This window comes from Paraburkholderia xenovorans (assembly GCF_046030735.1).
GTDB classification, from domain to species: Bacteria; Pseudomonadota; Gammaproteobacteria; order Burkholderiales; family Burkholderiaceae; genus Paraburkholderia; species Paraburkholderia xenovorans_A.
Genome location: NZ_JAQQBV010000004.1, coordinates 298095 through 318533, shown reverse-complemented (window position 1 = coordinate 318533; position 20439 = coordinate 298095). Strand labels below are relative to the sequence as shown.

Here is a 20439-nt window from a genome sequence, read left to right as displayed (position 1 = left end):
GTCGTCGGCAAAAGTGCTCGAAAATTGTCAGAGATTGAGTGCACCATCACTGGCGAGCAGTCGGCAGACCTTGTACTGCGATTGCATAGCCAAATCGACTTTTACTTGGACAATGACAGAAACCAGTACATCGGTGCGATCCGGCGTGATCGAACGATACCCAGCAACTACACCGCGTCTCAATAGCACAGCAGATCTGTAGCGCACGAAACTGGCCCTCTCAGAACGCGCCAAAGCAAGGTAGCGGTCCAACCCTTATATACTTTTCCATAGACGCGCTCATACGGACCCGCCATGACGATCGAACAGACCCGGAAGGACCACCTGAAATCGCTTTGGGCCGAGGGGTTATGGGGAAAATGGGTAGGGCTGGGCTGGTTCGGATTGACCACGTTTTCATTCGTCCGCGACGAGTTTTGGCGACCGACCGATGAGAGTCGCTGGAAGCTGATCAGCCTCGTTCCCCATTGGCCATTACCGATATGGGCAACTATTACGCTCGCTCTGCTGCTTGTATGGGTGTACGAGGCCTCGTACCGATCGTCGGCCAAAGACAAAACACGTCTGTCAATTTACGAAGCTCCGTCGCCTATCGAAATCATCTTCGACGCCACCAATCGCCAGCGCCGCTTTTGGTCAATTGAAGCTGTTATGAAATCCGACAATACGGTCAGTCACAACTACTATCGGTACTCCGTTGCGATCCGAAATAGCGGGGGACGTACACTCCGAGACGTCCAAGTGGTGAGCGAACTGACTGGGGAATTGAGGAATAGCCCTTCTGCGGGGCAGTTTGAGATGACGAAGGAACAAAACGCGGACCTTCACCCCGGTGACGAGCGATTTGTCACGGTCTTCGTCTGGGCGTACCCGGCGATCCAGCCGGGAATGCTCGCCGGCGCCTCTGCGCAATGGGGGTATGGAAAAGTCAAGATCAGTGTTAGCGCGACGGATATGCGCGTGGTCACGCGCACGTTCGATTTCGACTTCACAAGAGAGCCCATGTTGTTTGATCCACCTGCTGACGGGCAAAGCGACCCCGACGCTTTTAACCCCTTTCGCGTTTCAGGATCAGGGTCGAACTGAGACGTTCAAAGTTGCTTTGTTTCCTGTGCCAAGACGCTGCTGTTAGGCTCGCCAACTACAATCCGATATTCCGGCATGCCTTGCACGTCGGCCAGCAGTCGGATTGTGACCATCAAATATTCTCGCTGCGCGGTCGACTTGACGATAGTCAGCTTCACGTCATACACCTCGTCGATTGCTTGCGGTATATCTCGTGTGCCGCCCACATAATGACCTAGAGAGCGAGTATCCGTACCCAAGACAATATCCTTGAGGAACGGTTCGAATCCGTCAACACCAAGCTCTGCTACCGCATAGGAATGCGCGATCTTTGCCAACATACGCCCCAAGTGCTCGCTCGTTGCGGAATTACGGGGAGGCACCCACGACACTTCATTTTCCGGCCAATAGGGTTGCAACAGTTGCCCAAAGGATGGCAAGGTCCCGATAGCTATCCCTCCACTAAGTTGCTTTTCCACTGGCGCGCAGTCGGACAAAATCTCCGGAGTATCAAACAGCAAAGTTACAGCCATCGCAGGGTACTGTTCGATAGGAACGGGCTGCCAGATCGTTTTGCCGTTCTTTTTCACCTGCAAGTTGACAAATCTCGGAGCCCGCTTCTTCTTCTTTCCCAGCCCCTTTTGAACTCGCACGGTGTAGTAAGCGCCGCGCAACCATTCCAGCTCAAAGTTACTTGTCACCTCCTCGCACCGTTGGCAACTTGCCTCCGGAAGGATGATCCGGCCGCCTAGGCCCTCAGGCACTATGTGTTCGTCACCTAACTTGCGTAAGCGTTGCTCAGACCATTCTTTCGCACCGCAGTAGATACATTGCCCGACGGGAGCGTACGTCCTCTCTTCGCGCGCCGGTTTTCCGAGAATTATTTCCATATTCCAAGCCCCCCAGCATGCGAATGGCTGTCGCTAAACTGGCAGGCCACCCGCTTAGACGCTACTCTCGCTCTGTAGCAACAAAAAAGAGCCCGCCGAAGCGGGCCCTTTTCATTTCAATCGAGCTATCGCCGCAGCGTACACGGCACTTCGCTCGCGCTTCCCGACCGACACCACTGTTACCTTGATGGTGCTATCAACCACCTGATATACGAGTCGATAACCAAGTGCGGCAAGCTTGATCTTGTAGCAATCCGGCATCGTACTTAAACGTGCCGACTCGACGCGCGGATTTTCAAGTCGTTCCGCCAGCTTGCGCTTGAACTGCTGGCGCACTGTGTTGTCGAGGCTGTCCCACTCCTTTCGGGCGGACGTTAAAAACTGCAGATTATAGGTCTTCAAGTTTCACGCTCACGGCCGTTTCGCCGCTGCGCGCCCTGACGATCTCCGCCAGCTCGATATCTTCAAGTCTGTCGCAAATCGCTTCCCATTCCAAGGCCGGGATCAGGTACGCGACCGGCTTGTTTCTGTTGAGCACCGCGACCGGTCCATCGGCTTGCTCGATTGCTGCGGTCGGATTGACCTTGAGCTCGCTGATGCCGATCGATGTGCGGGCAAGGATGCTTTCCATCTGGTACCTCTCTGTGCTGCGATCGTATGTTTCGGTATCGTGTATCAGGTATCGTGTATCAGGTATCGTGTATCAGGTATCGTGTATCAGGTATCGTGTATCAGGTATCGTGTGTCAGGTATCGTGTGTTTCGGTGCGGTCAGTTCTCATCGATCTAGGAGCAACGTGCCTCGCGAATATCGCCACCTCGGCGATTGGAAAGGCCAAATAACAGACCTAACAATAGGTCATTTATTAGGTCATGTCAACCGGCCTTCAAAATCTCAAAACAGCCCAGCCGGCTGCGCAGCATCGTCCCAACTGAAAATAATCACTTCCTTCCGCGTGGCCTCCCGGCCCCCTCCGCCCACGGTGTACTTGATGTCCACCGTCTCCATGTGGAAGCCATCAAAGGCCTGACGGATCGCTGGGTGATCGTTCAGGCTAATGATCGCCTTGCCCTTCAAAGTGCGCAGTCGGGCAGCCATGGCGACGTACTCTTCATAAGGAAACGGGACGCCGTAGCCTTCCGTCTCCCAGTACGGCGGATCCAGATAAAACAGCGTGTGGGGCCGATCGTATCGGTCCACGCACGTCTTCCAGTCCAGGTGCTCGACGAACGTGCTGGAAAGCCGAAGGTGCGCGGCCGACAGCGTTTCCTCGAGCCTCAGCAGGTTTAGACCGGGCGGGGTCGTGGTTGCCGTCCCGAACGACTGCCCCTCCACCTTGGCGCCGAAACAGTTGTGCTGCAGATAATAGAACCGTGCCGCTCGCTGGATATCGGTGAGGGTTTCCGGGACCGTCTCCTGCAGCCATTTGAACACCTGTCGGCTCGTGAGCGCCCATTTGAACTGACGCACGAACTCCTCGAGGTGGTGCTGCACGACGCGGTACAGATTAATGAGATCGCCGTTGATATCGTTGATGACTTCGACCGCTGCCGGCGGCCGGAGAAAGTACAGCGCCGCTCCGCCCGCGAAGACTTCGACGTAACACTCGTGCTTCGGAAAACGCGGGATCAGGTGATCGGCCAGCCGACGCTTGCCGCCGATCCACGGAACGATGGGAGTTGCCATATGTGGATTGCCTTGTTGGGAATTTGTTAGAATTCGCCCCGCCTACCGGTAGGTGTCAGGGCCTTGGCTAATTCACTGGCTCATGCAGTGGAAAGGCGGCTGGGATCATGCGCAAACATGCTCCCAGTCGCCCTGTCTTCTCCGCCGCAGCGGACGAAAAGTTACTTTGCCGCCCATCGGCAGCAAATTTGAGGGTCACATTCCGCGCTCAAAAAATACTGTATGTTTACACAGTATCCAAGAGGCTCAGCGTGATACTCCCCGAATTCAAACCTCCTACCCTCGCGGAATTGCGCAACTGGTGGTCCGACCATCGAGGAGAAGGCGATGTCCAGCGACTGATCCTGGAAGTGCAATATCTGCGTCTGGTGTTGCTCCGTCTGCGCGGCGAAGCAGACGCGGCCGTCAGGCTTGCAAGAGAGGTAGACCGGAGCCTTATTGCGCGCGAATCGCCGATCATGGAGCTCCGGATACGACTCGCCCAGGAAGTCCTGCGTATCGGCGACGTTGACGACACACCAAGACACGGTGCCGTGCCCAAGAATGTCCGGGAATACGCCCGCAATCCGGACGCCGTCAAATTCGAGGCTGACGCCCGCCGTCGACGTGAGCAGAAGGGATGATCTGCTCACGTCGACCTATCCCTATTTGCTAACCGGCTTCTACTGCACCACCGCATGAGATACGCAGGCGGCAAGCAGGCCGGTCAACTCCGCTTCCCACTTCTGCCGCTGCAAGTGGTCCCGCCAGATGCGGTCGACCGCCGAACCGCCCGGCGCCGCCAGCAATTCCGCATCCGGTAGAAACGCTGGCGACGGCGGCACAGAGTCAATACACGACACCGGCACCTGCACCTTCGCCTCGATCGTCTCCGTGTGGACGACAGGTGAGATCGGCGCGGGCGGTGCCGAGCCACAACCGGGAATAACAAGCAGCGCGCTACAAAGCGCTACGCAAACGATCGAGTGCCGCATCGCATGTCTCCGACTGGTTGGATGGATCCTGAATACGCCTGGAAAGCGCGTCGATCTGCTGCTGGTACGCCTGCGTCTGCGTTGCTGCCTTCGCCTGCTCGGCGGTTGCTGCGGCCCTGACTGCGCTCGCCTCAGACGCGGCTTGCGCCACCGAGGCTGAGCACGCTCGCGCGCCCGAGGCCGCCGCAGCGAGATCCGCCTGCGACGTCGCGAGCTGCGAACGTAGCGTACCGATCGACTGATCGTCCGCCTGCGCCTTCTGCTGCGCCGATGCGTAGTCCGACCGGACACTGCGCAGCTCGAAGAACTGCACGGTGCACGCGATCGCAAGCACGACGGCGACAAGGCCCGCGACCACGGTCGCGATACGACTGGTGATTTCTGTCATTGCCTTTCCCCCTGGATTCGACGAAGCCCGGCATCGACCGCCTGATCCAGCACGCGTTTGCCGCCCCAGCTCGCCAACGTGATCGCGAGCGCGGTCAGTGGCGCCGGCCACCCCCGCCACTCGCAGAAAAAGAACGCGGATAACCCGGCGACGATCGATGCCGTGATCACGCTGCCGATCTCGATCGCCGCCGACCGTGCTGGCGGATCGCTCGATGCGAAACGCTGGAATGTGCTGGCCGTGCCGCCGATCAACGCAAGAAACACAGCCAGCACCAGCGACGCGGCAGGAATACCTGCCAGCCCGTCGGCGAGCGCGGTCTCCGTCTGTCGAACCATTGCGTACGCCGCTGCCGCCCACAGCAAAGCGCACCCTCCCCATCCCCATTGAATCAATCGGCGCACGTTACCCCCCGTTTTGCCTGCGTTTCCCGATAACCGAGCAGCAGCCCGAACAGCGCCATGCCCACGTAAAAAACCACCTGCGCCGCGTTGATGAAATACGCGCTTGCCGCGAATATGGGCGTCACGTAGCAGGCTGCCGTGGTCACATAGAGCCAGTGCCGACGGGTCTGCGCCCAAGGAAATACGTATCGGTCCGGCAGCCAGTCATTGATCGCCGCGTCGACCGCAACGACAAGGGCAAGTGCTGCCGTCCCGGCCATGACGACATAGCCCCAGAATCCATCGCGCGAGAGCATCACCGACGTTGCCGAGCACGGCGCGGCGAATGCCGACACCGCGATGTAGATCGCCATGTATGCGTAGATGAGCCGGGCGAGAGCATCGTTTTTCATGCGACGAGCCTCGCGTGATTCGCGCCGAGCTGGAACAGCACGCGTTCCGCCTCGCGCCGTTTGACCAGTCCCGCCAGCACGACGCCGCCTGCCTTGTTCCAGCGGGCGAATTCGGCAATGACGCCATCGGTGTCGCCAGCGTTGAGCTTGCGCAACAGCGTTGAGGTCTCGAAGTTGCCGCTGCCGATGTTGAACACCAGGTCGACGAGCGCGTCGTACTCTTCCTGGTTCAAAGCAACTTTGACGTCACGCTTGACGATCGCTTCGGCACCACGCACGTCCGCACGCAACCAGTCGACAGCCAGCTCACGCGTGATGACCATGCCGTAATGGACGTCCGGCCCGGTGTGCCCCCATCCACCGGTCCACGGCGCACCGTTCAGGGTGAGCAGATCGCCGGGGATCGACGCACCCTGCAGCGTTTTCTGCCAGAGCCCGCGAGCCTGCAGCGTCTTCGCGAGTGGCGACGCCGGATCCGGATACGCGAACAGCACCAGCGTCTCCGCGTTCTCCGTGAGTGACATGCCCTGATCGGAATATTTAAGGTTCTCGTTCAAACGATGCCCCCAATAAAAAAGGCCGCACCGATATGCGATCGGAGCGGCCGAAGAAAAACCGCCCTGCGGCGGTCCAGATAACGTCTTTGGAAATTCAGCTAGCGCGCGAAACAGAGCAACCCAAGCAGCCCACCTGACAGAGTCGCCGCGACATCCCACACGGACACGTCACCGCCCGTAAAGTGGTCAAGCAACTCCTTGGCAATGCCGACCAGGATCACGACCGCGATGCCGACCTGCCACGTCGCCAGATGCGCGACTGCAAACACCAGCACACCGGCGATAACGTGCAGGCACTTGTCCTGCGGGATGGCACGCATGATTGCGGCCTCGATGGAGCGGAACATGAGACTCCCCTTTTTTAAGCGCGAAATGCGCGGACATTCTTCACATAGACGTCGCCGACAAAGCTGGAGACGGTGGCGTACAGCCTGAAGCTCGTGGCGTATGGCGGGATCGTCTGGATCCGGTGATCGATGCCCATGGCCCTGTTTCGACCCGCTACGAGATTCGGCAATACCGGATCGGCATAGGCATCGGCCATCTTGTAGGTGGCACCGAGATCGGGGCCGACCTGCGTGCCGCTCGTGTCGTAACAGCGCATGAAAACCCGGACATTCAGGTCACCCGTCGTGCCGTTGGCGAATACGTCGCAGCCGGCGCAATATGTCTCGCCCGGTTTGCATGGAATGCTGTCGTTCGAATGCAGCGTAATCGTCGAATTCGCGGATATGCCGTGCAGGTGCAGGGACTGCCCGAGCGAAGGCGTGGTCTGGATATCGCGCACGTCGACGTCGACCAGACCAGGATCGCGCGTCCAGTTCGTCAGTGCATCAGCGCTGGTTCCGATTGCGTTCGCTAAAAAATCGTAGTCGCGAATAAGCGAGCGTGAGCGCGTGAGCACACCGTAGTAGCCCTCCTGGATCGTTCCGTCCAGCGCGTGAATCAGCACGTTGTCGCCCACGATGGGCGTGTCCGCCAGGTAGGGGCGCCAGAGATACCTTAGCGACGTTCCGAACGCAGCCAGACGCACCCGGTTTGCCGCATTGCCATCGATGAGCTTGCGCGGCGACGCGATCACTGAGGTATCGACATAGTGCGTCGGCAGAATCTCGTGGCCCTGCATCGTCAATTCCACACGCTCGCCGCTCGCCGTCCCGTCAAACCACAAGCCATCGAATGCCTCGGAGTGACCGCCCTTGAAAAGAAAGCGTGAATAGCGGCCGAGCGCATCGATCCTGAACGGCGTCGCGTGGTAGTCGAAGGAACAACCGTTGAATTCGTAGCTGTAGCCGTCGCAGTTGTGATAAACGGCATTGTTAGCCGCAGCGAAAGTGCAGTCATTGAACGCCATACGCTCGCCGCTATTGACGACCGGTGTGGCGCTGCTCACGTACAGATTCTCCGAGCCGTTCTGCTCGAACCGGCAGCGCTCCCATGTGATCAGGTACAGATTGATCGGGTCATAGCGCAAGGCGCCACGCCAGCCGGTCACAATCACGTTGCGCCCACCGGTATCGCGAATGTCGCTGGACTCCGCCGTCGTGTTCCCCACCCTGACGCCCCAGCCCGTCGACGTCGCCTTGCCCGGCCCCAGCACAACAATCGCACCGCCCCCCCCGTCGAGGAAGGGCGCCACCGACGCCCACTTAGCATCGCCCATCTGAATGGCCTTCTGTTCGTTGCGCAAGACGATGCCGTCCTTGGCCACGTCGAGCGCGCGAAAGTCGAGCAGCACGACGCCCTTCGATCGCACCCGGTGCCAGGGCATCAGGTTCAACGTATCGGTCAGCTTGTAGACACCCGGAGGCACGTCAATTACTGGCGCGGGATAGGGGCTCCCCTGCGCTGTGACCAGCACCGTAACCCGTGCAATTGCCGCCTTGAATGCCGCAGTGGAATCGGCGGCGCCGGACGGATCGGACTTATAGCTCGCCACGCTTACCGACTCGTTAAGGATCGCCGCGAGCGTTTGTCGCACCGCGCCGTCGCCGGCCGCCAGAAAACCAATGAGCGCTGCCCCGCCATCTCCCGCGAGCACCCGGTCGTCGACAGCATGGGCGACCATCGCGACGCCCTTGCCGGCGTCCGGACTCGCCAGATCCCGATCGTCGACGGCGTGAGCGACCATCCTGACGCCCTTGTTGGGGTTCGCAAGATCCTCGACCGTTGCGCCCTGATGCACTCCGATCCGACCGGCAGCCAGATCCGCTGCAATGTCATTCGAGACGAACTCCGCCGACGAAAGCGCAACGTATGTCACGCCACCCGCGACGACAATATCCTTCATCGCGAGCGTCATGCCGGCGACCCAGTCTCCACGCACGTTGTATGCCTTGAGCGTGGCGACGGCATTCGCCATCGTCGGGATTGCGCCGCCCTCGGTCTGCACGATGGCATCCGCCGCACCGTGGACGACCTGATGCGCGAGGTCACAGTCGACCGACAGGCGGTCAATCTTCTGAATTGTGGAAAGTGCCATGCGTGGGTTTCCCGGTAGAAATAAAAAAGACCGCGCTCTGGCGGCCTCCATGTCGTACTTCAGCTGGTTACGCGGGACCACCGCCATCCCCCGGACCGCTATCACCACCCGGCGGCGAAGCAACAACCGGCGTGCCAGCCGAAACACTGCCCCACGAGTTATAGGCATAGGCGGTATAGGTCTTGCCATCCGGGTCAAGCGTGCAGCTTCCGGTCGTGCTGTCGCATACGATGAGTCCGTCCGGATCCGCGACACGATAGCCAGCGACGTCCGGATAGCCCGTCACGCTCATCGACAAAGTAACTGTGGTGTCGCCACCTGTTACGGTCACGGTCGGTGCGGGTGGGGGCTGGTTCGTGACGGTGAACGTGCCAGGATTACCCAGACCGGCGATGTTGCCGGCCGCCACCCTCACGTCGAAAGTGCCGGCGACGGCGCCATAGAACTTCGCCTGATCGAGCGTCCACGTGAAGTTTTGCGCCGTGATTTCGGCGCCGTACCTGATGACGCCGCCCACCACCACGCTAACGTCGAAGTAATCGACGTCCGGCAGGCGCTGGATTTCGACCGACAGTTGATTACCTGCAAACGGCTCGCGCAGCGTGAGCACCGGTGGTGCCGGCGGATACTTGAACTCATCTACCGTGCCGGTCCAGGTAGCGAACGGGCCAGGAAGCCCACTCGCGCCATACGCACGCACCCGGAACTCCCACACTCCAAGCGCGATAGGCACCGTCAGGACATTGCCCGTCGATGTGCCGAGCTGCGCCCACGTCACGCCAGCGTCGAGACTCCCCTGATACTCGTACAGCAACGCCCCTGCGGCCGGCGATGCGGTGATCGACACATACCCCGGCGTGATCTTCGAGTTGGCACTCACCTGCGCGATGATCGGTGCGTGGATCACGCCGGGCAGAAGCGACGGCGATACGGGCGCAGGCGGACTCATGCCGGTCTCAGCCGTATGGGGGCTTTCCGCGTTGTTCACGAACGTCAGCTCAACCTGCCCATCGCGCGGCGTCGCCTTGATCAGCCGGACGTCCTGCGCGATCCTGTCGAGCGCCGGACCGAACGAAAACCGCGTCGGCTCTTCCGAGTGTCCGTCGCTGAAGTCAAAAAGCTCCGGCAACGGATCCACCAGCATCATCGACATGCCGTCGTCATCGTCCGCCGGCTGTGCGACCCTGAGCGCCGCAGTGGGCGCTCCGTTGCGCTGAGCAAAATAGACGTAATGCTGTGCGCCGGCCGTCCATTCGAGCTGCTCGCTTACGTCGACGCGCACGCCGTCAAAGCCCTCGACGACACCGGAAATGCCCCACTTCGGCAAATCGTGTGAGATGCCAACCAGATCGCCGTAAAGTGGAATGAGCCCATCCAGCTCGGTGGTGATCATGACCGTCTTCCGCTGATCGCGGTTCGCGTAGGCCATATAGATGCCCTCGCGCCACGCCTGCGCACGCCTGGTCGGTCCAACCATCTGGATCCGCTTTTCGACGAGAGCAGGCGAGCCCGTCGGAATGCACGCCACGTCCTGCCATGACCAGGTCGTCTCATCCATGTATTCGACCGTCACGTAGTCGGGCGAATCGACGCTGAAGAATCCATAGTCGGCCTCGAAGGATCCGGCCGCGATGTTCTGCGGTGTGTACATCGCCGTGCGCACCGTTTTGAGCTCATCTCTCACAATGCTGATCACCCCGCCGAAGTACATCGGGATCGCACGACCAGCACGGCAGATCGTCGTCAGCGCATCCCAGAATGAACCCTTCGTATCGAACACGCCGTTGAATTCATCGCCACGAGAAGTCCAGACGGCGTCCAGCCGCTCGAGCGCATCGATATCCAGCCGTTTGTCCGGCAGACCGAGGCTGTAGTCGGCGTTCCGTACCGCGTCGGCAATGGCCCACGCAATGCTCCTTGTGGGTTGTGGATCGCTCCAGCCGCTTCCCGTCCACACCGGCAATTTTCGTGTCGCGATCACGTGCACGTCGTGCGCGGTGCTTGAATTCAGGGAATTCGTAGCGCGTGCGCGCATCGCCAGCAAAGTCACATTGCCGTAGTACCGCTCGCTGGGCAGATAGGCACGCAGTGCCGCCCACTGGATGCGGTTCTGCGCACGCGTATCCTCGTTGAGATTGGTCGTGCGACGCATGCGGACTTCATACCGGCCCGGTGCCACGCTATAGCGATATGAAATCATTTGCGGCTGGGATGTCGCCATGCTGAGCTCACGCAGATCAAGCTCGACCCAGTCGCCTGCCGCAGCGCCGGCATTGTCAATGAGCCGCGCCTGCGCCTCAAACGTCAGCGACAGGTTCTGAAGCGATCCATTGTCGGCCGCATAAAAAAGACCCGAGGGCAGCGTGATATCGATCCCGATGAAATTCGCCGCGCTCGCTGCCGGATTGGCAACAAATGGCCCAACCCAGTCCCCGCTATCGTTCGGCGCCTGCAGCTCGATGCCACTGACCGCATCACTGGTCACCACGTTGTCAGGGAACAGCGTCACGGCCTGATTGGGGCCGATGACCTGATAGTCGATCTCACTGAAATTACCGATGTCCGTCGTGCCGATCAGGATCTGCTCGATCTCGATCTCGCCTTTCGAAATGCAGAACAGCTCGTACACGTACAGATCATTACCGAGGTACTCCGTGTACGGGGTCGCGGCCAGATCAGGCGTAGTGTTCATCCGACCATACAGAACAGGAATTGCCTCGAGCAGACGGGCCACGTTCCCGCTCGCCGACAGTGAATAGGTCGGACTGTTTGTCGTGCCCTGTGCGACGCTCGTCGTCTTGGCCGGCACGATCGCATTGACCAGCATCGAGCCTGCGGCCATGACTGCCATCGACACACCGGCCTGGACCGCCATCATGCCTGCCGTAACGGTGCCAGCCGCGACCCCGGTCGCCGCGCCATATGCTGCTGCCGCAGCGCCGCCCGTATAGACCGACGCGACGGCCACCGCGATCATCAATATGGCCTGCAGGGGATTCGATCCACCACCCTTCGGTACGGGGATGAACTGGACAATCGCGCCGTGTGGAATCGGCTTATCCCAGTCCTTGCGCAACCAGTAGTCGGTGTCGACGCAGATAATCGTGTGCTGCGTGTCGACACCCACCCGTTCGGCCCACTCAGCGGGCGTGGAAGGTACGTCCAGTTCATAGACCTGCCGACCCTGCGCATGACAATACGGGTTGACTGCGCGAACGATCGTCGCTTTATAGGAAGCTGTACCAGCTAACACGTGGATACCCCACTTTCTTGAGTTTGGACCACTCGGTGTAGATGACGCCCGCCCCTTCCTGGGCGTGAAGTACGCCGCCCCCGTCAAGATCGAGATACACGCCGACATGCGGACGATCTCCACCACGAAGCAGCACGCCGCATCCATGCACAGGCAGTTCGATGACGCTCCAGGTCCCCGACTCCATCTGCTCGCGATAGAGCTCCCGCCGCATATCCGGCATTGCCGGCAGGTCGGGCAGCACAAGATCGAAATGATGTAGCTGCACCCAGCGCAGCAGGCCCCAGCAGTCGAAGCTGCCGGGACCGCGAGCGCCGTCGATCCACGGAAGACCGATGTAGGTATTCGCCTGATCTGAAGTCATCGCACGAGCCCCGGAAAGACGTCGGGGCTGTAGACGTCCGACGGAAACGGGCTGTTATTGATGTCCGTTAATGCCGCCGTCGCAGTGACCCGCGTCAAAGTTGCTTTGGCGCTGGCGATATACAGCGTCAGCGGCTCTTCGTCATGCGGCCCCGCAGCCGGGTTCGATGCAAGAAAACGCCGGTGTGTGCATTCGATCTTCTCGGTCTGCGTCACCGCGCTTTCGAGATGACCGATAATTTCCGCGCTCGCACCGTCTATGACGATATCGATCTGCGGCGCCTGCCCCTCTTCCATCGACGGCAGCGCGAACTGGAACGCCACAGCGGTGAAGGTCACGCTTTCACCCGCGTTCAGAGGCGCATCGTTCTCAAGTGTTGCGACCAGATCGTTATAGTCCGCGACCACCCGGATCGGCGCTGGATTTCCCGCCTCGTCGATAAACGAGGAATGCCGCAACTCCAGCGTGGTCAGCACAACCTCGCCTTGCGGATTGCTGGCGTACACCTCCGCCAGTGCTTCAGTGATTGTCGCCATCAGTTCCACCTCATCGGACCAGGCAACTGCACGTGAATGATCTCGTGAAGCGAGTCGCTCATCGCAGCAATCTCGGCCTCCGTGTACACACGCAGCACGTCGTATGCATCCCGCGACGGCAACGGCAGCGCCTTCACTTCAAGCGTGGCGGTCACGTCGAACCACGCGCGCGACTCACTGATCGCAGACTTGTACGGTGGATCGTCCATGAATCGCGCCTGCACCTGATTCACGCCCATGCCGTTGAGCAGACCCACCGCAAACCAGTCCGTGCCGAGATTGATTTCGTATGCAAGAAACCCCTCAAAGATCGCGTGCTGCGTGTGCGTGAAGCGCCACGTCACCGACACGTGCGACGGAACGCTCGTGAAGCGGCGTCGCTGACGGGCAGCACCGCTGTCCATATCGGTTCGTGCGAATGGCGTTACCGGCTGGATGCCATAGCCACTCGCACGCGGATCCGGCAGCGTCGCCGGCCACGTTGGTAGATCTGCCATCAGGTTTGCCCCACGGTTCGGTTAAGCCCGTACTGCTGCTGCATCGTGCGGGCTGTCGCCCCCCGGCCCGACCGGATGCCGGACGCGATATGCGCATCGACCTTCTCGAGGATCACGTCCAGCCGCAGACCGCCGTTAGCCATCTTCGTCTGGCTGACCTGTGCACCGGCAGGCGCGTTATGGATATGCAGATCGACGTTCGGTCCAACCATCGAGCTGCTCGATGAGTCGTCCCCGACATAGCCGCCGCTTGCGAAGCGATTCCGACCGCTGACGCTTTGGCCGCCATTCAGTACCTGAAGAAACGAGCGCACACCGGGCTGCGACACAACGCTCTCTTTCACCACGAACTCGCCATTCGAAAGCTTCGCATTGATGCTGTCGCTCGTTCCGGTGCCCGGCCCCGATACGTCGCCGCCGCTTGCGAACATCAGGCCCGCACTGGTTCCGAACAGGGAGCCGCTGCCCTGAATCGACGACGGCATCGTGAAGCCGTAAGCGCCGCTTCCCGTCGCTGCAACCGACGTCGGGAAAAGCGATCCAAACAGGCCGTTGACGATGCTCGAGTACGCCTTGTTCGCGAAGAGCTGCGCGAACGAAGCGAGCATGCTGGATACCATCGACTGAACCGCCTGCGCAGGCGTTCTGGAACCCGTCACGATGTCCGAAAACATGCCGGAGAATGCGCTCTTGCCGGCGTCGGCGAAGTCCTGAAAGTAGCTCTGGCTATCGAGCATCGACTGCCGGATCTTGTCGCGCAACTGGTCAAGGCTGCGCAGCACGCCCTCATCCGTCGTTTGCCACGACAGCCTGTTCACCTGGTCGTAGAGTGACTGCAACGACTGCACGGTATCGGCTGAATTCGAACGCAACTGCGAAAACGCATCGAGCAGACCGGTCACGCCCGTCTGCTGGTCGAGGGAAATACTGTTTTGTGCCTCTTTCGATTGCGTAATGACGTCGTTGTATTGAGCAATCAGCAACGTGAGCTGCCGGTTCTGGTCGAGGAATGCGGCGCCACTCAGATCGCCCGTCGTCGCTGCCTGCAGCATCGCACCGCGGTTCTTTTCATCGTAGTCGTGTGCAGCCTTTGGAGCGCTCACACCGGCCTGCGCGAGAAGCGCATCGCGTGTATCTTCGATGGACTTCTGGTACTTGCGCTGCGCGTCAGTCTGCTGCGTCAGATAGACCGCATCCTTCGCTGCGTTGTCCTGCCGGACCTTGGCGATTTTCGTATCGACTTCACCGATCTCCTGCGTGATCTTGATCCGTTCGTCGAGCGGCGCTTTCCAGTACGCATCCTGCAGCGTTTTCTTCTCCTGCTCGTAGGCCGTGATCTGCTGCTGGGCGGCATCGTCGGCCGCCGTGATTTCTGCCGTGTAGAAAGTCTGGTCGGAAATCAAAGTGGCTTTGTGCAGCGCCTGCAACTGGTCGTCCGCAGCCTTGTACGCCGACTGGATCAGGTCCAGCCCGTTTTTGGTGGTCTGCAAGGCAGCGTCAAGCATGCTCTTGCGGATCCTGTTTGCTTCGGACTGCCCCGAGTGGTCGCTGTACTGCTTGCGCAGATAAGCCTCATCGGCGGCCTGCTGCTGCTTCGAAACCGGACTGTTCGGATTGGCCTTGTTGTAGTCCGCGACCTTTTTTCGATAGTCGTCCAGCGCCTGACTTACACGATTGACGCCCTTCTCTTCGTCCTGCAGCTTTTTCAGGAAGTCAGACGCAGCAATCCCTGCCTGCTGCGTTTGCGCATCGCCCGATTTCTTCATCGCGGCATCCTGATCACGCAAGGCGTCGCGGTTCAGCGAATCCAGCTTTGCCCGCGCTGCGACGAGTTGCTCTGTCCACGCCGTGCGGTTGTCCGGTAGCGCCGGCCCGTTGAGGGCGTTTTGCAGCCGCTGCACGTCCGCTGTCGCTCTCGCTATTGCTTCAGCTGACGTTTCCGCACGACCAATGGATTTCATCCACTCCCACGTGCCACTGATGGCATTGCCAACGCCACGCCAGGCAGTTTCCAGCAGCCCCAGATTTTTGAGCGATTCATTGCGCAGCTGGTCGTCGAGCGCCTTCGCGACAACGAGCATTGCACCCTGCTTGTCACCGGCGTCTTCAAGCTGCCGGATGTAATCGTATTGCGCCGTCGTGATGAAGTGCATGCTCTGGTTATGCTGCTCGGCCCACTTCGCCACGCCTTCGGGCATCCTGGCGTAATCCTTCGCGATATCGTCGAGCTTCTCACCGGTCAGGTCGTGCATGCGCACAACGTCTTCACCCAGCGCTTCGAGCGACTGTCCCGTGATCTGACCTGTGGAGACCAACGCCTGAAGGCCGGCGCGTGCAGTCCCGAAACCGTCTCCGGTGCCGGCGGAAATCTGTTGCGCAAGCGCTGCGAAACTGCTCGCCGTCAACCCCGCATAGTTGCCCGTGACCTGCAGCGACTTGCTTAGCGCCTCCGCCTCTTCGTGGCCCTTGTATGCCGCTACCGCGAACAGGCCAAGCCCCGCGACCACGGCCCCCACCGCGAGCCCGACCGGACTCAGAATGAACCTGAATGCGTCGATCTGTTCGCCGAACACCATCAGCGAGCCACCGAAGTTCTTGAAATTGCCGGTTGCAAGCTCGTGCGCCATGACGAGCAACTCCCGCCGCGCACCGGCCGTATGCGCGCCAATCTTGTCCATGCCGGCGGCGCCGTCCTCACCCGCCTTGCCCACAGTCGAGCCCATCGCCTGCGCGTCCGACCTGATGCCCCGCGAACCCGCCTGGTAGGACGACGGGTCCATCGTGATCTGCACGACCAGCTGGCCGAGCGACCCACTTGTTCCAGCCATAGCGATCCGCCAAATAGAAAAGCCCCTCATCGAGGGGCGTTTACAAACAGGGTTAGTCCGGCAGCAACGCGTCGAGCGCCGCCTCTTCCATCACCCTGAGTTTCTGAAATATCGCGACGCGGCGTTTCGGCTTGATACCCATCATCCGAAATACAGGTTCGATCACCGCGTAGTCGAGGCCGGTATGGACGATTCGGGCTTTGGTCATCGTCGAGATGCCGACCGCACGCCATTGGGTCGACAGTGCAAGGAACACCTGAACAGCCGGCCAGTTCTCCGGATAGACATCAAAGTCGTCTTCCGTCTGCTGTTTGCGTGCTCTCTCGACATCTTCCGATCGCGCGCCGAACGCCGCAAGCGCCGCAGCGACGCCGGCATCGACCCCGCTGTCATCGTCCGCAACCCCCGCCCACCGCCGCGCCGCGTCAATCAGTTTTTTATTTCGGCACCCGAGTTGTTCTGAACAAAGGCATCGGCAAGGCGCGGCGGAATCTGCGGGATCTGCAGTAGCGCATCGCGATGTTCCAGGCTGAAAGGAACATCATTGCCCGCAAGATCGGGCAGACCGGACCATCCAACCAGATGCTCCGCTAGCACGTCTTCGCTCTTTCGCGATCCGCTTGCCAGCGACGCGATTACGGCGTCGTATTCGTCTTTCGGCAGCCGCTTGAATTCGGCAACGAAGGTGTGAGTCTCAGGCGCTCCATCTTCCGAATTGCCCGGAATAACTACCGTAACCTTCGCCTTGAAGGTCGGCTTTGCCGCTATTGCAAATATCGCCATGACGTCCTCAAATGAAAACGGGCCGCACATGGCGGCCCGCGTCGTTGAACTGCAAAGTTACTTTACGGTGATGATGAGCTCGTCGTTGCCGGTATCTGGCGTGACCGTGAGCGTCGCATCGAGCATGACCTTGTTGTCCTGATCCGTGTACGAGGGATCGGTCAGTTGCACCTTGGGCGCGTCGAGCTGGACGATGTTGCCGGCACCGACACCGTGCGTGATCGTCAGCGCCCCGAGCAGCGCGTCCTTGGCGGAGGTCCACCAGTCCTTGTCCGCGACCGAGCCGAGCTGCATGGTGATCTTGCCCGTCGGCTTGCGGTCTGTGACTTCCGCCCGCTCGTAACCGATCAGCTGGGACCAGTTCAGGGTATTCGCGATATCAAGCGACAACGCCTGCAGTGGGCCGCTATACGTATGCATCTGCCACGTCGTGAACTGCGTGCTCGCAATCTTCGGCACCAGGAATTTCGAGAAGTCCGTGCCGGCCGGGATCGGCGAATCGGTCACCGGGTTATAAACGCCCATGAAGTGGAATTTCAGCTTCGGGATCTGCTTGACCGTGAAATCCCACGACACGGTGCCGTACGCATCGGTGAGCTTATGCAGGAGACCATCAAGGTAGTAGTACAACGTCAGCGGCGTGGTCGGCTGCACACTGACCGGCGCATAGACAACGCTCGTGTCTGCCGTGACCGTCTCGGAGAAATAACATGGAATCAGCAGCCGACCCCATGCCGGCGGCGTACCCGCAACGCCCGAGGCGGCAACTTCGATCTCGAAGTCGAGCTCGGCGTGACAGCCGGCCGTGAGCTGCTGGTCGTTGCCGAAGAACGGGCGGATCGTGTCGCGCGACACATAGTCGGCAGCGACCGGCTTGGCGCTGATGTTGCTAACCAGCATCGCATCGTCGGCAGACGTCGGTACGGCCGGCGTGCCGATCGCGACCTGCAGTGCCGCCAGCACGACGGAATTCTTCATTGATTTGGACGAACTCATACCTGCTCCTGGCAAGGGTTGTTAAGCGTGGGCGGCCTATTCAAGGCTGTCACGCGGCGTTTGATATTCGATGCGGTAATAGGCTGTGCGCACACAACTGGCACCGCCGACGTTTGCATACAGCGGCCGGTCGATCTTGAGCATCGTGATGCCGTTCAATCGCTGATGCTGATAGGTCATCACCAGCGGATGCGCGAGCGCCAGGTACTGATCGGCGAGACGGTCCGGCTCTTCATCCTGCGTCACTGCGTGCACTAGTAGCTCGGTCATCCAGCTCGTGCAGCCGATCAGCTCTTCGGCGACATCGTCACCAAGCGTCACGGCGAGCGCGATCCGCGTTTCGCGGAGGCCGAGCGCGCGAACAAGTGACCGCTCAAACCGTGTGGCCGACAGATCCGGCGATTGCTGCACGGCGTCGAACACACCGTCCGCGAGGACTTCACGAATAGCGGTCATTGAGCCGTCTCCATGCTGCGTAAAACATGCGGCGTGCCCATGCGCCGCGCGAATTGAGCCGGCACCCGCCCCTTCGGTGTCGTCGGTTCATGCGGGCACCCTGGCGAGATAGACATCGCAGAACGCCCCGTCACCGCGCTGGCGTGCCGGGCCGGTAACGTTATAGGCGCCCGCGCACAGGCCGGAAGCAACTACGATCTGGACGCCGCGATCGACGCCGCCGAACAGATCCGTGCGCGCGACCATCACATAGTCAGGTGCGACGGCAGCGCCGCCGAAAACCTCGCGATCTTCCTGCGAGAAAACGCCCCAGCCTGTGACTGCAAGATCCGGCACAGACACCGGATCGCCAAACTCCTCCAGAAACGCGTCAAGATCCTCTTCGAGCTGCATCTCGCACCCCAAGTAACTTTGATGGATCGGCGGGCGCCTCCGGCCGCCCGCCACCGGCTTGCAGCGATTAAGTTGCGGCGACCCCTGCGCCCTGAATCAGGAACCCGGCAGAAGCGCCCACCAGTTGCGCCTTGCGTGCATCCGTGACCGGGTAGTACCAGGTCTTCGAATTGCGGTCGTAATACGCTTCCTCGACGATCGGGTAACCCTGCAGCTGGTAGGTGTAGCCGTACGTCGGATTGCCGCGATCCTGAATCGAACCCGGCACCGTGTAGGCCATCACCATGTCGTCGCCCCACACGTCGGTAAGCGTGTTGCCGTCGGTCGAGTAGATCGAGTCGCCTACCGCGAGATTGGGAATCTCAAAGAGGGACGCGAGCAGCTCGACAGTCGCGACATCGCGGCCGGTGTACTTGATGCGGTCCAGCGTCTTCGGATGGGTCTTCAACGCGGCATAGACCGACGGTGCGATCACAGCCGAATTCGGACGCTTGCCGATCTGCTTGCGTACTGTCTCGCGCGCTTCGGAGACCACTGCAAACGGATCGCTGTCCGGATCGGTCCATCGATCGCCAGCGGCGACTGCGATCTTGTTAGACGCGGCGTACTGGGTTGCGTCACGTGCGAGCGACGCCTGCTCGTACTCAACGCCGAGGGCCATGATGTTCTGCACGCTACGCACGGCACCTTGACCGAGGTCGATGCCGGGGACTGCCTGCGCTTCCTCTTCGTTCTCGATCGGCACCGCGCCTTCGAGGCTGTGATCGGTGAGCGAGAAGTCCGAGTCGGCATAGCCAAACTGCACGCGCTTCGTGTTCTGGCCCGGCGCACGGCGCGTGTTGTACAGCAGGAAATCCTGCTTGCCGAAGCGGATGATCTTGCCGGCACGTGAGTTGACCGGGACGGTCGGGAACAGAATGTTGCCAACGAAAGTGTTATTGCTGTAACCCTGCGCGATTGCGGTCAGGATCGGATCGATTACCCGCGCCTGAGACGGGCTCATCTGGCGATTCGGAAAGGACATGGAGACTCCACTGATACGGGAAAAAGAAACGCCCGCCAGTGGCGAGCGTCAGTCTGTCTTGCGAGGTACAGCAAGCGGCCTGCTGATCAGTTCGGGATCAGCAGCACCTCAACGAAATCACCGACGGCGAGCGCGGCGATTTCCTGAACACGGCCGACCGCGACGCCTGCATCGTGCGGAACGGCCTTGCCGTCGGCACCGACCTCAATGAGGCCGAACGCGGCAATCGCGGCCCCCGCTTCGACGACCGCTGTGCCGAGCACGTCACGTGTGACGAGGTCTCCGGCATCACCGTCGAAACGCGACACACCGATGGCGTTGCCGGCCGCCGCCGCATGCTGGCCATTGGCACCGATGAAGCGGTTCGCCAGCACGGCCGCAGCCGCGACAAACGAACCGGCCAGAACAGAAACCGAACCGTTTTGCATATGAACTCCTATTTACGAGATTGCGAGATGTGAAGACTGTCGA

26 protein-coding genes are annotated in these 20439 nt (G+C 60.4%); 3 read left to right on the top strand and 23 right to left on the bottom strand.

The features are described from left to right. Together PQQ51_RS06260 and PQQ51_RS06255 are read left to right on the top strand one after the other, a co-directional pair. Positions 1–186: hypothetical protein (locus PQQ51_RS06260; protein WP_408495698.1), on the top strand; the 186-nt coding region annotated here is incomplete at its 5' end. 108 nt (positions 187–294) lie between these two features. Next, the gene (locus tag PQQ51_RS06255) at positions 295–1086 is read left to right on the top strand and encodes a hypothetical protein (RefSeq protein ID WP_408495696.1); all 792 of its coding nucleotides are present in this window, start codon (positions 295–297) and stop codon (positions 1084–1086) included. A gap of 5 nt (positions 1087–1091) precedes the next feature. Here PQQ51_RS06255 and PQQ51_RS06250 read toward each other — a convergent pair whose 3' ends face one another. The 4 genes from PQQ51_RS06250 to PQQ51_RS06235 all read right to left on the bottom strand — a co-directional run bounded on the left by PQQ51_RS06250 (position 1092) and on the right by PQQ51_RS06235 (position 3641). Then, the gene (locus tag PQQ51_RS06250) at positions 1092–1766 is read right to left on the bottom strand and encodes a hypothetical protein (protein ID WP_408495694.1); all 675 of its coding nucleotides are present in this window, start codon (positions 1764–1766) and stop codon (positions 1092–1094) included. A gap of 300 nt (positions 1767–2066) precedes the next feature. Next, positions 2067–2357: a type II toxin-antitoxin system RelE family toxin gene (locus tag PQQ51_RS06245; protein ID WP_408495692.1), complete on the bottom strand. Its 291-nt coding sequence runs from the start codon at positions 2355–2357 to the stop codon at positions 2067–2069. Beyond that, positions 2344–2586, bottom strand: coding sequence for a type II toxin-antitoxin system prevent-host-death family antitoxin (locus PQQ51_RS06240; protein WP_007175740.1), 243 nt, complete (start codon positions 2584–2586; stop codon positions 2344–2346). The genes PQQ51_RS06245 and PQQ51_RS06240 overlap by 14 nt, the downstream gene beginning before the upstream one ends. A gap of 263 nt (positions 2587–2849) precedes the next feature. After that, positions 2850–3641 (bottom strand): DNA adenine methylase, encoded by a 792-nt coding sequence (locus PQQ51_RS06235; RefSeq protein ID WP_408495691.1) that lies wholly within the window; start codon positions 3639–3641, stop codon positions 2850–2852. A 251-nt stretch (positions 3642–3892) separates the two neighbouring features. On the opposite strand from PQQ51_RS06235, the gene PQQ51_RS06230 reads away from it, so the two are divergent. Then, positions 3893–4264 carry a hypothetical protein gene (locus PQQ51_RS06230; protein WP_408495689.1) on the top strand — a complete coding sequence of 124 codons (372 nt, stop codon included), beginning with the start codon at positions 3893–3895 and terminating at the stop codon, positions 4262–4264. A gap of 39 nt (positions 4265–4303) precedes the next feature. Here the strand turns inward: PQQ51_RS06230 and PQQ51_RS06225 are convergent, their stop codons facing one another. The 19 genes from PQQ51_RS06225 to PQQ51_RS06135 form a co-directional block, all read right to left on the bottom strand. Next, positions 4304–4483 (bottom strand): hypothetical protein, encoded by a 180-nt coding sequence (locus PQQ51_RS06225; RefSeq protein ID WP_408495687.1) that lies wholly within the window; start codon positions 4481–4483, stop codon positions 4304–4306. 97 nt (positions 4484–4580) lie between these two features. Further along, positions 4581–5003 carry a hypothetical protein gene (locus PQQ51_RS06220; protein WP_408495685.1) on the bottom strand — a complete coding sequence of 141 codons (423 nt, stop codon included), beginning with the start codon at positions 5001–5003 and terminating at the stop codon, positions 4581–4583. Beyond that, entirely contained in the window at positions 5000–5341 is a 342-nt protein-coding gene (locus PQQ51_RS06215) for a phage holin family protein (protein ID WP_342961166.1), read from the bottom strand. The genes PQQ51_RS06220 and PQQ51_RS06215 overlap by 4 nt, the downstream gene beginning before the upstream one ends. Before the next feature lie 53 nt (positions 5342–5394). Further along, entirely contained in the window at positions 5395–5760 is a 366-nt protein-coding gene (locus PQQ51_RS06210) for a hypothetical protein (RefSeq protein ID WP_408495683.1), read from the bottom strand. 35 nt (positions 5761–5795) lie between these two features. Further along, the gene (locus tag PQQ51_RS06205) at positions 5796–6323 is read right to left on the bottom strand and encodes a lysozyme (protein ID WP_408495681.1); all 528 of its coding nucleotides are present in this window, start codon (positions 6321–6323) and stop codon (positions 5796–5798) included. 131 nt (positions 6324–6454) lie between these two features. Next, positions 6455–6703: a hypothetical protein gene (locus tag PQQ51_RS06200; RefSeq protein WP_408495679.1), complete on the bottom strand. Its 249-nt coding sequence runs from the start codon at positions 6701–6703 to the stop codon at positions 6455–6457. 14 nt (positions 6704–6717) lie between these two features. Beyond that, entirely contained in the window at positions 6718–8838 is a 2121-nt protein-coding gene (locus PQQ51_RS06195; RefSeq protein WP_408495677.1) for a hypothetical protein, read from the bottom strand. A 67-nt stretch (positions 8839–8905) separates the two neighbouring features. Beyond that, on the bottom strand, positions 8906–12091 hold the full coding sequence (locus tag PQQ51_RS06190) for a host specificity factor TipJ family phage tail protein (protein WP_408495675.1): 3186 nt from the start codon (positions 12089–12091) through the stop codon (positions 8906–8908). After that, positions 12066–12455, bottom strand: a complete 390-nt coding sequence (locus PQQ51_RS06185; protein ID WP_408495673.1) for an NlpC/P60 family protein — start codon at positions 12453–12455, stop codon at positions 12066–12068. Before PQQ51_RS06185 ends, PQQ51_RS06190 begins: the two co-directional genes overlap by 26 nt. Then, positions 12452–12991 carry a DUF1833 family protein gene (locus PQQ51_RS06180; RefSeq protein ID WP_408495710.1) on the bottom strand — a complete coding sequence of 180 codons (540 nt, stop codon included), beginning with the start codon at positions 12989–12991 and terminating at the stop codon, positions 12452–12454. Before PQQ51_RS06180 ends, PQQ51_RS06185 begins: the two co-directional genes overlap by 4 nt. Beyond that, positions 12991–13488, bottom strand: coding sequence for a hypothetical protein (locus PQQ51_RS06175; protein WP_408495671.1), 498 nt, complete (start codon positions 13486–13488; stop codon positions 12991–12993). The genes PQQ51_RS06180 and PQQ51_RS06175 overlap by 1 nt, the downstream gene beginning before the upstream one ends. After that, positions 13488–16316, bottom strand: coding sequence for a phage tail length tape measure family protein (locus PQQ51_RS06170; protein ID WP_408495669.1), 2829 nt, complete (start codon positions 16314–16316; stop codon positions 13488–13490). The genes PQQ51_RS06175 and PQQ51_RS06170 overlap by 1 nt, the downstream gene beginning before the upstream one ends. Positions 16317–16368: 52 nt before the next feature. After that, complete coding sequence (locus PQQ51_RS06165) at positions 16369–16746, bottom strand: DUF1799 domain-containing protein (protein WP_408495708.1); 378 nt, start codon at positions 16744–16746, stop codon at positions 16369–16371. After that, on the bottom strand, positions 16746–17099 hold the full coding sequence (locus PQQ51_RS06160; RefSeq protein ID WP_408495667.1) for a hypothetical protein: 354 nt from the start codon (positions 17097–17099) through the stop codon (positions 16746–16748). The genes PQQ51_RS06165 and PQQ51_RS06160 overlap by 1 nt, the downstream gene beginning before the upstream one ends. A gap of 57 nt (positions 17100–17156) precedes the next feature. Beyond that, positions 17157–18095: a phage tail tube protein gene (locus PQQ51_RS06155; RefSeq protein ID WP_408495665.1), complete on the bottom strand. Its 939-nt coding sequence runs from the start codon at positions 18093–18095 to the stop codon at positions 17157–17159. 36 nt (positions 18096–18131) lie between these two features. Then, positions 18132–18551 carry a hypothetical protein gene (locus PQQ51_RS06150; protein WP_408495663.1) on the bottom strand — a complete coding sequence of 140 codons (420 nt, stop codon included), beginning with the start codon at positions 18549–18551 and terminating at the stop codon, positions 18132–18134. 87 nt (positions 18552–18638) lie between these two features. Continuing rightward, on the bottom strand, positions 18639–18944 hold the full coding sequence (locus tag PQQ51_RS06145; RefSeq protein ID WP_408495661.1) for a hypothetical protein: 306 nt from the start codon (positions 18942–18944) through the stop codon (positions 18639–18641). 67 nt (positions 18945–19011) lie between these two features. After that, positions 19012–19968: a major capsid protein gene (locus PQQ51_RS06140; protein ID WP_408495659.1), complete on the bottom strand. Its 957-nt coding sequence runs from the start codon at positions 19966–19968 to the stop codon at positions 19012–19014. A gap of 86 nt (positions 19969–20054) precedes the next feature. Beyond that, positions 20055–20396 (bottom strand): DUF2190 domain-containing protein, encoded by a 342-nt coding sequence (locus tag PQQ51_RS06135; RefSeq protein WP_408495657.1) that lies wholly within the window; start codon positions 20394–20396, stop codon positions 20055–20057. Between the last annotated feature and the right edge of the window lie 43 nt (positions 20397–20439).